This is a genomic window from Faecalibacterium sp. 9, from assembly GCF_048320955.1.
GTDB lineage: Bacteria > Bacillota > Clostridia > Oscillospirales > Ruminococcaceae > Faecalibacterium > Faecalibacterium wellingii.
On sequence record NZ_JBLWGB010000001.1, the window covers coordinates 660,474 to 672,113 of the forward strand.

The 11,640-nt window shown below is 53.8% G+C and carries 15 protein-coding genes and 1 pseudogene; 4 read left to right on the plus strand and 12 right to left on the minus strand.

Annotated features, from left to right (window positions below; all coding sequences use genetic code 11):
- The first annotated feature begins 21 nt into the window (after positions 1–21).
- The gene (locus tag ACKXF9_RS03050) at positions 22–255 is read left to right on the plus strand and encodes a DUF7695 domain-containing protein (RefSeq protein WP_081027638.1); all 234 of its coding nucleotides are present in this window, start codon (positions 22–24) and stop codon (positions 253–255) included.
- A gap of 305 nt (positions 256–560) precedes the next feature.
- On the opposite strand, the gene ACKXF9_RS03055 is transcribed toward ACKXF9_RS03050, so the two are convergent.
- From ACKXF9_RS03055 to ACKXF9_RS03085, 7 genes and pseudogenes are all read right to left on the minus strand, one after another.
- On the minus strand, positions 561–950 hold the full coding sequence (locus tag ACKXF9_RS03055; protein WP_418265261.1) for a hypothetical protein: 390 nt from the start codon (positions 948–950) through the stop codon (positions 561–563).
- 11 nt (positions 951–961) lie between these two features.
- Positions 962–1,585, minus strand: coding sequence for an RloB family protein (locus ACKXF9_RS03060; RefSeq protein WP_418265262.1), 624 nt, complete (start codon positions 1,583–1,585; stop codon positions 962–964).
- Positions 1,573–2,901: an AAA family ATPase gene (locus tag ACKXF9_RS03065; RefSeq protein WP_418265263.1), complete on the minus strand. Its 1,329-nt coding sequence runs from the start codon at positions 2,899–2,901 to the stop codon at positions 1,573–1,575. The genes ACKXF9_RS03060 and ACKXF9_RS03065 overlap by 13 nt, the downstream gene beginning before the upstream one ends.
- Positions 2,902–2,916: 15 nt before the next feature.
- Positions 2,917–3,291 (minus strand): TnpV protein, encoded by a 375-nt coding sequence (locus tag ACKXF9_RS03070; protein ID WP_418265264.1) that lies wholly within the window; start codon positions 3,289–3,291, stop codon positions 2,917–2,919.
- Between the two features lie 55 nt (positions 3,292–3,346).
- Complete coding sequence (locus ACKXF9_RS03075; protein WP_418265862.1) at positions 3,347–3,706, minus strand: DUF6017 domain-containing protein; 360 nt, start codon at positions 3,704–3,706, stop codon at positions 3,347–3,349.
- 261 nt (positions 3,707–3,967) lie between these two features.
- A pseudogene (locus ACKXF9_RS03080) lies at positions 3,968–4,177 on the minus strand (helix-turn-helix domain-containing protein); the annotation flags it as partial.
- Positions 4,178–4,753: 576 nt separating this feature from the next.
- Positions 4,754–4,954: a hypothetical protein gene (locus ACKXF9_RS03085; RefSeq protein ID WP_339394521.1), complete on the minus strand. Its 201-nt coding sequence runs from the start codon at positions 4,952–4,954 to the stop codon at positions 4,754–4,756.
- A 79-nt stretch (positions 4,955–5,033) separates the two neighbouring features.
- Here ACKXF9_RS03085 and ACKXF9_RS03090 point away from each other — a divergent pair, with 79 nt between their 5' ends.
- Positions 5,034–5,786, plus strand: coding sequence for a DUF4866 domain-containing protein (locus ACKXF9_RS03090; protein ID WP_339394522.1), 753 nt, complete (start codon positions 5,034–5,036; stop codon positions 5,784–5,786).
- 113 nt (positions 5,787–5,899) lie between these two features.
- Here the strand turns inward: ACKXF9_RS03090 and ACKXF9_RS03095 are convergent, their stop codons facing one another.
- Positions 5,900–7,234 carry a threonine/serine ThrE exporter family protein gene (locus ACKXF9_RS03095; RefSeq protein ID WP_177801292.1) on the minus strand — a complete coding sequence of 445 codons (1,335 nt, stop codon included), beginning with the start codon at positions 7,232–7,234 and terminating at the stop codon, positions 5,900–5,902.
- 22 nt (positions 7,235–7,256) lie between these two features.
- Between ACKXF9_RS03095 and ACKXF9_RS03100 the strand changes: the two genes are divergently transcribed.
- Positions 7,257–7,430: a hypothetical protein gene (locus ACKXF9_RS03100; protein ID WP_418265265.1), complete on the plus strand. Its 174-nt coding sequence runs from the start codon at positions 7,257–7,259 to the stop codon at positions 7,428–7,430.
- 93 nt (positions 7,431–7,523) lie between these two features.
- Here ACKXF9_RS03100 and ACKXF9_RS03105 read toward each other — a convergent pair whose 3' ends face one another.
- The 3 genes from ACKXF9_RS03105 to ACKXF9_RS03115 form a co-directional block, all read right to left on the minus strand.
- On the minus strand, positions 7,524–8,192 hold the full coding sequence (locus ACKXF9_RS03105) for an alpha/beta hydrolase (RefSeq protein ID WP_418265863.1): 669 nt from the start codon (positions 8,190–8,192) through the stop codon (positions 7,524–7,526).
- A gap of 372 nt (positions 8,193–8,564) precedes the next feature.
- The gene (locus tag ACKXF9_RS03110) at positions 8,565–8,756 is read right to left on the minus strand and encodes a hypothetical protein (RefSeq protein ID WP_418265266.1); all 192 of its coding nucleotides are present in this window, start codon (positions 8,754–8,756) and stop codon (positions 8,565–8,567) included.
- Positions 8,757–8,778: 22 nt separating this feature from the next.
- The gene (locus ACKXF9_RS03115) at positions 8,779–9,363 is read right to left on the minus strand and encodes an HAD family hydrolase (RefSeq protein ID WP_418265267.1); all 585 of its coding nucleotides are present in this window, start codon (positions 9,361–9,363) and stop codon (positions 8,779–8,781) included.
- Between the two features lie 12 nt (positions 9,364–9,375).
- Between ACKXF9_RS03115 and ACKXF9_RS03120 the strand changes: the two genes are divergently transcribed.
- Positions 9,376–9,573, plus strand: coding sequence for a hypothetical protein (locus ACKXF9_RS03120; RefSeq protein ID WP_418265268.1), 198 nt, complete (start codon positions 9,376–9,378; stop codon positions 9,571–9,573).
- Positions 9,574–9,659: 86 nt separating this feature from the next.
- On the opposite strand, the gene ACKXF9_RS03125 is transcribed toward ACKXF9_RS03120, so the two are convergent.
- Complete coding sequence (locus ACKXF9_RS03125; RefSeq protein ID WP_418265269.1) at positions 9,660–11,633, minus strand: hypothetical protein; 1,974 nt, start codon at positions 11,631–11,633, stop codon at positions 9,660–9,662.
- Positions 11,634–11,640: the final 7 nt, after the last annotated feature.

The following is an 11,640-nucleotide window of genomic DNA, read 5'->3' on the forward strand; positions in this document are numbered from 1 at the left end:
TGTAAATTGGAAAACAGAAAGATGCGAATTATTATATCGAACAAAATCCGTTGCAAACGCTGTGGAGACGTCATCGAAAGCAAAAGCCATTACGATTTGGAGAAGTGCAGCTGTGGTCTCTGTTGCGTAGATGGCGGCAAGGACTACGTGCGGCGCGTTATCAGGACCACCGAAGGCGGAAAATATGCGGACTACTGCGAAGAACTTTCAGAGTGGGTAGAAGTTCCTGACCCAAACGATGATGACGGAACTTAAATGAATAAGACCCACAGATTGGAGGCTCATTCCAATCTGTGGGTCTTGTTGTATCCATTGGCTGATACCTATTGATACTAATTGGTATCAATATATTAACAACCAACAAAAAAATTATATAAATAGGACTGCTTCAAACCTTACTCAATTATGCTTTCCCTTAAAATCGGCTGCATTTTAAGGGAAAAGCAAAGCGATTAAGGGATTCTGCTCTAAAAAAGCTGGACATTCGAGAAGAACCAGTATATACGGCAGCAATGCCGCCTTAAAGTGAGGGGTCGATGGATTGAGCCCTAGTATTGATACTAGTTGGTATCAGCTGACTTCTGATATTCGGCCATGATCCTTCTTGCCCTGCCGCGGGTGGTATCCTCAAAAGTCTCAGCTTCGCTGAAACGCAGCCAGAAAGGGTCCTCCATCAAGCAGGCATTGGTGCGCTTGACGATTTCCCACGCATTGTAGTCTGGCAGGCCCATCATCTCCAGAATCTCCTTGCAGTCCATCCGGTTTCGGGGGAAGATGCGCTTCTTTGCCCAGACGACCACATCGACCAGTGGGACTTTGTGGCTGCTGCCGATAAAGAGGTTCAAGGGCAGGTCGTACTGTGGCACCCCCTCATTGGCGCAGAGATACTGCCCATCTTCGCTCAAATGAGCGATTTCCTTTTCATCCAGCATCAATTTCAGGTAAGCCATAAAGACACCTCTCAAACTTTGGAGTTCAGGTATTCGACAAGCTCCCAAACGGTTGTTAGTGGATTGCTTTGTCGAGATATCAGCTCTGTGTCTTGATTCCGGACTTGTTCAGCCCGTGCTTTTGCCCGCTGGATTGCAGTGGATTTCAAAGGCTTCAAAACGTCAAAGTAATCCTTGTTTTTCTCATAATCAGGAAGTCTGCCCGGCTGTTTTAGCAATCGAATCAATGCTTGGCAATCTTCAACCTCTGTCTGCTGATTTACAAAATGTAGTAGGAACCACAGCTCAAAGGATGGATTGGAGTAGGCCAAATGATAGCCTTCCTTTTGAGCGGACTGTTTGGCGCGCAGAAGTACCTCGTTAGAATTATCGTCACGGTCAAAGACGCACCAGATGGAATCGCCTTCATCGGGATAGTAGGGATTGTTGCCCATAGTGGCTTTGGCTTTCTGCACAAGCCTGTCGGCAGATTTATACTGAGAAGAAATCGGGATGATGTCGATGTTACAGCCCCGACTTCGGAAACGCTTGAAATACCGAATCTCGGTTTCACTGCCTTCGCAGATGAGGTATACGACAGGATTTCGCTTTCTGGTTCGGGCAGGTTTGCGGCTGAGTTCTTTTATTCTGCCCATACTGCATTCCCTCCAATGAATGGGATCGCCCCATACCGGCCTTGCAGATAGCCTTTGGCGATGTTCTCACCTTTCCGGGGAGAAAACTCGGTCAGGGCATAAATATCGGTCTGCATGGTCTTTTCGTTCTTCTCTGCAAACCAGATCTGATCGCGCCGCAGCAACGTCAGGTCGAGAAGTCCGGTATCGTGTGTTGTAAAGATGAGTTGTGCATGGTTTGTATTGATAGCGTCATCCTGCACCATCTCGATCAGATGCCTTGTCAGCAGCGGGTGCATACTGGATTCTATCTCGTCTACTACCAAAACAGAGCCGGATTCCAAAGCCACAAGCCACATACCGATGCGAGAGAAGAAACGCTGTGTCCCAACAGATTCCTGACCCAACGGGAGCCAGAACCCCTCAGAAGCGCCATCTTCGGCATCGAGAATGTGCAGTGCGGAGATGATAGGCTCTTCCTTGGAGCCTGTAATGCGGATGTCCTTGATACCGAGGTCTGCATACAGCATTTCATGCAGGATACGGCTCTTTTCAGAGCCGCCCTGCCGGATGGCAGACAATGTAGCATCCAGCCGCATTTCGGTTCCCATAAAGCCTGTCAGTTTTTCAAAGAACCACAGATACGCCTTTTCAGTCTGGGGGCAGTTCCACTCGTTCGAGCTGGACAGGTAAAGCCGGTTTTCTGCGGTGCGTCCGGCAAGGGTAAGCTGTTCCTGAACATTCTCGCGGAACTGATAACCATTGCCTTCTCTGGAAAAAACCAGAGCCTCCCGGCCGTTGGGCCAGTGATAGAGATATTCGGTCAGGACTTTGGACTTGTCAAACGAGAACCCATAGGCATACTTGATGCCGCCATAAAAATAGATGGCTTCAAAGCTGGTCGGCTGTGTAGGCTGGTCGGTGAAAGCAAACGGCTCTTGCGGAAGGGACTCACCTTTCAGCAACTTGGCATACCGCCCACAGACCATCTCGCGCATGAGCAGGAGGGCATGGAGAACATTGCTCTTTCCAGCTGCATTTGCGCCGTACAGTGCAAGCACTGGCACAAGCTGTTTCTTCTCGTCCGGCGAAATCAGGCTGTCGGACAGACTTTTATCTGTGGATGCCTTCATGCTGATGACGGCGGTATCCCTGATGGAACGGTGGTTCGTGACAGAAAATTGAAGCAGCATCGCAAAACCTCCCAAGTGTTTTCTGGGTTCAGTATACTCCATTCTTGGCAGAAAATCAAATTTTAATATTGATATTTGCGGAAAATATTCAAAATCAAGACATAAAATCGCGTCTAGGCGTTTTTGATGCTGAAACAGAAACATGAAAAACAGTTGAAATCACTCTGCATACACGATTTCCCTCACCACCACTTCTTCCGCCTGCGCTTTCAGCTCGTTCATGTGCGCCACCCAGAGAAGTTGTGCGTACTCTTTGTCCGGCGCGGGGTACTTGTCCAACAGAGTGGTCATCGTGCGTTCCAGCCACGCGCAGGCCATTTTCTGGACATCCTGCAAATGCGGCCAGAGCGTACCGTTCAGCAGCATCTTGTTGTACAGCACAGGACGCTGGTTCTTGAGATAGGCCAGCCGCATCCGGCCATACTTGCCCAGCGGTTCGGTATCATTGGTCTGCGGCAGGGTGAGCAGGGGCAGCTGATACTCCCCGGCCTGTGCGTAAGGGATCTCGGTGCGGACGGCGTTCGTGTTCTTCATGGGAATTCTCCTTTGCATTTTCAACGTGCGTTATGGCCTTTGTGGAAAACAGCGCTTACTTCTTCCGATTCTGTGCGGTCAGCCAGTTGCCCTGCGCCTGATAGTAGTGCTCCATCGTGGTGGGGGCGTTCAGGATGGTGGTGCGCAGATAGGCCATGATGTTCTTGATGGGCTGGGTCGTGTTGGACATCACGTCGAAGATGTACTCAATGTGCTGGCTGGTCAGCTTGTCCAGCCGCAGCCGGAGGGCTTTGGTTGTCTGCGGCTGCTTGCCGACGTACTGGGTCTGCCGTGGACAGCAGTACATCTCCACAATGTTGTCCAGCAACTCCTCCAGCTTGTCGGGGTCGTACCGCTGGGCAAGGGTGTCGATCTCCAGCCGTTCCCGAAACGCCTCCCGTACCTGTGCTTCCATCTGGTCAAAATCTGCGGATTCGTCTGTCTGCCCTGATAGATTAGTACTTTGTCTTTTAGTATTTTGTTTATTAGTATTTTGTTGTGTTGGATTCTCCAACGTTGGAAAACCCGACATTGGATTTTCCGATGATGGTGAATTTAGCACTGGAGCAGGGCGTTTTTCAATCCGTTCTTTCTGCGGCAGTTCAAAGACTTCATAGTTGTAGTCAATAATGCGGCCACGGGCATCACGGACTTTGCTCCGACACAGATACCCGCCATCTTCCAGTTCGTGAACCGCACTTCTCACACTGTCGATGCCATCCCTGCACCCGGTTGTCAGCCCTTTCAGGCTGTAATCCCAGTCGTCGGGCAAGGAGAGCATATAGGACAGCAGTCCCTTGGCCTTCAGGGACAGCCTCTTATCCTGCAGGTGGTGGTTGCTCATGACGGTGTAGTTGACGTTTTTATTGACGCGGAATGTTGACATGGCGGCTTCCCTTTCAGCCCAATGCGGGCAAGAGAAAACGCAGCATTTCCCGGCTTTCGGGGAACGCTGCGTTCAGACAGGGAAGCCTGCTGTGAGCTGGCACAGCAACGGCAGCACTGCATATTTCTAACGGACATCTAACACAACTACACCTGAAATGCAGCCGTTGACGGCCCGTGTGAAAAAGGCTTTTTCTAACGTCATTTCGCAAAAAGCGGCTGATTTTCGCCTGCAAATTGCGGCGTGACGTGCCTTTTTGGATGTTATAAGAATGCCCTCAGCTGCCAATGACAGCCGCGAGGGACCAGCTTCATCCAACAATTTTAAAGACTCGAAATCGTTTTGTCCTTAACCGGGCACGTGGGTTCGAATCCCACCATCTCCGCCAAATCGAATGGACAGATGAATTTTATTCGTCTGTCCATTCTTTTTTGCCGGAACATCGCCCGTCCACCCTGTCTTTGGGGCGTATGGCATCATGCTGATGCATTGCCATAGCCCAGCCCTTCCAGCATCGCCTGTGCAGACGAGAGCTTGGAAGCGTAATCGAAAAAGCACAAACTGCTATAAACTACTTCATTCCCCTTCTTTTTCGCTGTTTACGATAGCCTGCACCTTGGTGGGCAGACCATAGATGCTGATGAAACCGGTGGCATCGCTCTGCTTGTAGTCGCCGCCTGCGGCAAAGGTGGCGATGTCCTCACGATACAGAGAGTACGGCGACCAGACCCCTGCATTGATGAGGTTGTGTAAAAAGTGTTCTGCATATAGCAGCAATATGAAAGCAGTATTTCACAGCGGGGCATTATGAATCTATAATAGGTAGTTGGAAATAAACAGAAAGAGGGTCTTTTTGATGGCAACGATATTTCCAAGAGAAGAAAAGGCAGAGGCACTGTTCGGGGAAATCCTGAAAAATCCAGAAGCCTGCCACCGCCTGATGGATACCTTCAACGACTCGCTGGACATGGCAGACGTACTGGATGCGCCGACCGTGAGTGCACAGCAGTTTGCCGCGGCGCTGTTCAATGCCTACGAGAACAAGGATCTGTCTGCCTTTCTGATGGCGATCTGCCAGCACAGTATGTTTGACCTGCTACGGAACGCTGCCCTGATCCCGTTCAAATTCAACGCCGATGGTCAGCCGAACCCGGTGATCCTGACGGATGATGCCGGCGTTCTTTTGCCGAACAACAAATTTGCCGTGAGCAGTAAAGTATACGACCGGTTCATCCGGGTGTTCCAGAAGCAGGAAAAGGTAAAAATGTACCTTGCCAGCGGCTACTGCAAGTATCACGGCTACGACGAAGGCTCGATGGATGTGGTGGAGTACCACTACAACCAGCATTTGGGGCTGCTGCTGATCTACGAACTGCCGGACACCGTGAAGCAGAAGGTAACGGAAGCGGAGGCCTACTCCACCGTCTGGGATATCCAGATGAAGCTGCAGCACGCACTGCCCCGTTCCGTGGTCTACTATGGACAGGATACGCTCAAGGACGGCGGAACCCGCTACGATGAACTTGGCGTTTTTCTGCCGCTGGAACACTTTGCCGACCGGCTGGAACGCCATGTGGAAACTGCTACCAAGATCGTTTACGGCGAGTAAACGCCCTGTAAACGAACTCCCTTTATAAGTGCATCACAGCAAAACAAAACGCAGCGAACCGTTAAAAGATTCGCTGCGTTTTGCCTTATATGGGAGAATGGAAATGCTGCACATCAGGTGCAATAACGGAAAGTCTTGTCAGTGACAATACGGGCGAAGATCAGCCCTAACGGCAGTGCCACGATGATGAGAATGGCATCTGCAAACCATGTGGCGGAATCCATCAGAGACAGGATGCCCAGATTATAGATGGCACGGTAGAAATACAGTCCCGGTACCATGATAACGATGGACGGCACGGTGACGGAGATGCGGGGATAACCGGCGGCGCTCTTCAGGCAGGAGGCCAGCAATCCGGACAGCAGTGCGCCCAGAAACGCTGCAACAGCGGGTGGAAAGCCCGCAAGGCTCACCAGCTCCAGCCGGAACGTGTTCGTTACCGCACCGATAAGGGCAGCGCAGACTGCCAGGTTCCGGGGACTGTTGAACATGAGCGAAAAGCCGAACACACCGCCAAAACTTGCCAGCAGCCGGAACACGATCTCTTCCGGGAGTGTCAGGCTCAGGGCAGGGAACTGCACCGGCTGCAAATGCAGCAGCAGTGCCATGATCCAAGCCGTCATGGTTGCCACCAGAATGATGAGGACGGCGTAGGCCAGACGTTCCAGCCCGGAGCGCATATCCAGCTTGGCAAGGTCGATGCCGCTGGTAATGAACGGAAAGCCCGGAATGATGAAGAGCATGGAGCAGATATACCCCGCCTCGTGCTGCGCCGATACGGCAAACAGCACCTCTGCCAGCTTCAGCAGGATGGCATACACGAGGCTTGCTGAACAGACCGACGCCGTAATGCCCAGAAACAGGGTGAAATGGTGCTTTGTCAGCTTGCACCGTACAAAGTTGCCGATACCTGCACCGCAAAAGGCACACAGCATTTCCACAATGCCGCCGCCAAGCAGAAAGGTGAAGCAGCCGCAGGCCAGTGCAGCTGCAAAGCCCAGTGCGATGGGCGAATACAAGCCGTGGATGCGCTCGATCTCATCGAGGTGGCTGTGCAGCTCTTCGCCGGTCATAAATTTTCCTTCCCGGTCGAAGTCGTTGACGAAATGCTCCAGTCGGTTCAGCCGGGAGGTATTCACGCCCGTATTTGTCAGACAGAGTGACTGGGTATAACACTGGTCACCGTCAAAGCAGGTGAACTCAATGGACAACAGGCCGATGTCCGCTGTTGTTGTGACTCCCAGCTCCCGCGAAAGGGTGTTCATGGAGCTTCGGACACGCCATGCGCCGGTGCCGCATTCCAGCAGCATCAGCCCGGTGCGTCCAATGACGGAGGCTTTTTCCACAAGCCCCGCCTCGGTAATGGGGACGCCCTTGCTGGCCGACGCATAGTCGTGCCAGTAGACTTCCATGTGATTTTTGATGATCTCACTTTGCCGTTGTCCCATACCGGAAAGCCTCCTTTGTGATATGGGAATATTGCAGCTGTTTCAAGACTGCGGTGCTATTATAAGGGAAATTGCAGGGCAGGTAAAACGTATCTTGGATATGCCGGCAATGTTCGTTTGGTATTTCAAAGAAGAAAATCTCCGCCAACAAAAGGCATCAGCTCAGGCTGGTGCCTTTTTTGCGGCTAGATGGTGAGGATGAGAACAGGGCGGCGGTCCGCAGACCGCAAGCAATCAGCCCTGCGGGCTGTTGCTTAGCCCGCGGGAGAATCGGCATCGATCAAAATGGTCATGCGTGTTCCGCCATCACCCACCGAAATGCTTTCGCCGTGCGCAAATCGGCATCCTTGAAGTGCCCGCCGCTGTTCCATTCAAGGGTGCAGTCTGCGCCGCGCTCTGCAAGTCGGCTGTACAGGGCACGGATATGATCCCCCACCGCAGCCATGACGGCGTTTTTCGTGTGCTCTTCCTTGTCACCAAGGCTCAGATAAATGTGCTGCGTCTGCATCGGGTGCCGCTGTTCAAACTCCATCCAGCCCGGGAACCACACCGAGGGAGATGCAGCGGCGACACCGTGGAACAAATCGGTCTGGGTGGATGCCCACAGCGAAAACAATCCCGCCAGCGAGTAGCCGCCCAGAATGATTTTGACGTTCTCCGAGAGTTCAAACTGTTGTTTCAGCGTGGGGATGACCTGTTCTGTCAGAAAGCGCAGGGTGTCCGCAGCATTGCCACCGAAACCCTGCTTCCCCCACACGGCAGGAGACTTCCACGGAGAAAGTGCATCGTTCCAGCTCTCCACCGGGATGGCCGCAAACAGAAAGTGGTGCGCACTCTGTGCAATAGCGGCAACCTCGCTTTCCATGCTTTGCAGCTCGTGCTCGCCGGTCATTTGGAGCAGCAGGTATTCTGCATGGGCTTCGCCGTAAATGCGGCAAGGCCTGTTCTCGATTTGCATTGTCTGTGCAGTCATAGCGGCATCCTCCCGAAAAAACTTTGATAAGCCCAGTATAGCAACTGAAAAATCATTTTGCAATTCAAAAAAGCGTTTGCATTCGCAGCAAGCAGGGCTTGTTGGGAAATCCCAAACCCTTGCCTGCATCGTAGGAGGGTGTAGCCATCACGGAAGCGTGATGATTGCAGGAATGCTATGCTGCAACAACAAGAGCGGAGCCTTTTGCAAGGCCCCGCTCTTATTGCTGCCGTTAAGCAGAAAATGAAGGAGATTTATCTTTCAAAACCGCCTGTGGACTGCTGCAGCGATGGGGAGCCATAACAAATCCATCAACCGGCTTTGGAAGAAGCAAACAGGGACGGGAGAAATGCGCTGTCACAGATTGATACCGATTCCAAGGATCACGAACAGGATCGTCAGACAGATGCAGCTTACCCCGTTTCTTCGTTCCGTGAAAGCGTCCAGAGAACACTTCGCACGCTGTTTTGCCTGTTCCAACTGGGATGCCCCCGCATAAGCGGAGAATCCGGCACAAATCAAAAGCATCAAACCGATCCAGATCATCATAAGCATTTCTCCAATCAAAACCTTACCATTCCACGCCCAGAGCGTGCAGGCTCTGGGCAAGGGCAGCAACATCCATGTTGAACACGATGCCTGCCATATTTTCGTAGAGTGCGCCCTCCACGTTGATGGGCGTATCGTCAATAAAGACGCATTCCTCCGGGCGAAGGGCGAACTTGCGCAGGAAGGTGCGGTAGATCTGCGGGTCGGGCTTCAGCAGCTTGACCTCTGCGGAGATCAGGGCACCGTCCATCAGCTTGCTGGCCTCTGCCCGTGCCCAGTAGATGGGCTGGCGGGTGGCAGCGTTGGAAAGCAGGTAGAGCCGGTAGCCCTTTGCTTTCAGTGCCTGCAAAAGCTCCAGCATTCCCTCCACCGGCACGATGGGGTCATCCCACGTTTCGATCAGCCCGCGGGCTGCATCGTGCAGACGCTCCGGCAGGCGGGGCAGGATGCGCTGCTCTGCGATCTCCTCGTCGATCACGCCCCGGTCCAGCATGGTCCACTCCACCGAGCGGAACACCTCGTTGCGGATCAGCCTGCGATCCTCGCCGGTGAGGGAATAGCGGTCCATAAACAGCTCCGGGTCAAACCGAACCAGAACGTTTCCCATATCTTCCCGTGGATGAACACTTCCAAAAAGAGCTTTGGATTGGGACAGCGTGGGGTGATAAACCAGACCCCGGAGCGGTTCTCCATCCCGAAATACGAATTTGCAGTAGGCACTGCCGTCCGCAGCGTGGTGCAGGACCTGATGACCCCGGAGGATGCCAGCCGTATGGCGCAGGCCCTTTACGATGCCGCCGACCCGGTCTGCCGCTAAACCGGAACAGAACCTGCACGAATATTGCAAAAGCCCACAGGCCGGAATTCCATCTGACCTGTGGGCTTTTTGTCTCTTTTCGGTTCTCAGTGCTTCGGTTTTTTGCCCCAGAGCCCCAGTCCGCTGCGGCTGGATGCTTTGCCGTGCTTGGGTGCCGCAGCCGGCTTCGGTGCACGGCTGCGCTTCTTCTCTGGCTTTGGTTCGGGTTCCGGCTCGGTCCAGGGGAGCAGACCGGCCTTGGACTCCGTTTCGGGTTCCGGCTGTACGGGTTTCGGCTGTACGGGTTTCGGCTGTACGGGTTTCGGCTTCTCCGCTGGCACGGGTGCAGGCGGCGTTTCCGTCACAGGCTGGGGGGTTGGAGCTGACCCCGAAGTCGGCAGCGCATCCGGAACGGACTGCGGCGGCTGGGCAGTGCTGCTGTCCGCTGTCGGCTTCCGCTCTGGCCGCTTCCAGCTGCCGTCTTTTCCCATGCGGAGCAGCTCCCACATGATCTCATCATCGCTCCGGGTATTCTGGCTGCGCTGCAGATCATCGGTCAGCTCGTCCATCACGCTTCGGCCATCTCCTGCCGGTTTCCATGTCGGCTCCAGCGCGGAATCTGCCGGACGGAGCAGGTCCTCCGGCAGCGGGCTGTCGGCATTCTCCGGTTTTTTCTTTTTCTTCCGGATGGGAGCTGCGACGTGCTCCGGATGGAGCGGAAAGATTTCCAGCGACTGCACTTCGTTGACCACACAGCCCAGCAGCTGCACACCGGACTTGTTCAGCTTTTCAATGGTATCCTGTATGACAGACAGCGGGGTGGCATCGTGACGCACAACGAACAGCGCATGGTCTGCCAGCTGGTTCAGGCGCAGCACATCCGAGGAACGTCCCACCGAGGAAGCATCAATGATGACATACTCGTAGGGCTCCATGATCGGTTTCAAAAAGTCGAACAGGGCGGCATCCAGCGGCACCGCATCGGGTTCCAGAACCATCGGCAGAAGGTCCAGATAGCCGGTCAGCGAAATAACCGCTTCCGGCTCGGCAGATTCGCCTTTGTACAGGGCATTCAGCGTCCGGCTGTACGGCAGATCCTGTAAAAACATTCCGCCCAGGCGGGGAGCACGGGTGTTCAGATCCAGCAGCAGGGTGCGCTTTTCCATATCGGACAGCTGCAGGGCCAGATTGGCCGCCACCGTGCTCTTGCCTTCTCCATCCTCAGCCGAAGTCACATAGAACCAGTGCGGCTCTGCCGTGGTGCCGAACCGATTGATCAGGATATGCGCGGCCGAAGCAAAGTTCTGCACGGCATCGGCATCTGCACGGTGTGTTTCGCTCAACAGCTGCATGTTCTTCTGGAAGTAGCTGTTGTCCTTGGGGATGCTGCCCAGCGTTTCGAGCTTCAGGACGTCCTCCACGTCTTTCACATTCAGCAGGGTGGGCCGCAGGAAAAACTCCAGCACCGCCAGACCCGCACCGGCGGCCAGACCCAGCACACAGAAGATTACCCACAGGCGGACATACTGGCCGGCACCGCCGCCCGTTGTAGAAGCTGCTTCCGGAGCATCGATCATGGCCACAGAGCCCATCATCAGCGTTTCCGGCAGGATCTCCTTGATGGCATCCACCAGTGCATTCATCAGCTGGACACCGGCCTCGGCATTGTTCCAGGTCAAGGTAAGCAGCAGCACCTGCGTCTCATTGTAGCGGCTCACCTGCAGATTCTGAGACACGTCCTGTGTTGTGACCGATACAAGGCCCGAATGATCAATGGCAGTCTGCAGGGTGCGCTCGCTCTTCATCACAAAGGTCGCGGCGTCCATCATATCCAGGGTCTGATAAAAGGTGTTTGAACTCAGGTAATCAGAATTATTGTTTACAACGCCGTCTGCAGAGGGTTGGGAGGTGATCGCAACGGAACAATTGACCGCGTAGTTGGTACGGCTGTTCCGCAGAAAGGAGACGCCGCTGAACACGAATCCGCAGAAAAAGCCCAGCAGGCCCAGCACAAGGATCGTCTTCCGGTGCTTGAAGACGGTGTACAGCAGGTCACTGATGCGGATCTCGTCATTGTCCATTGTTTCT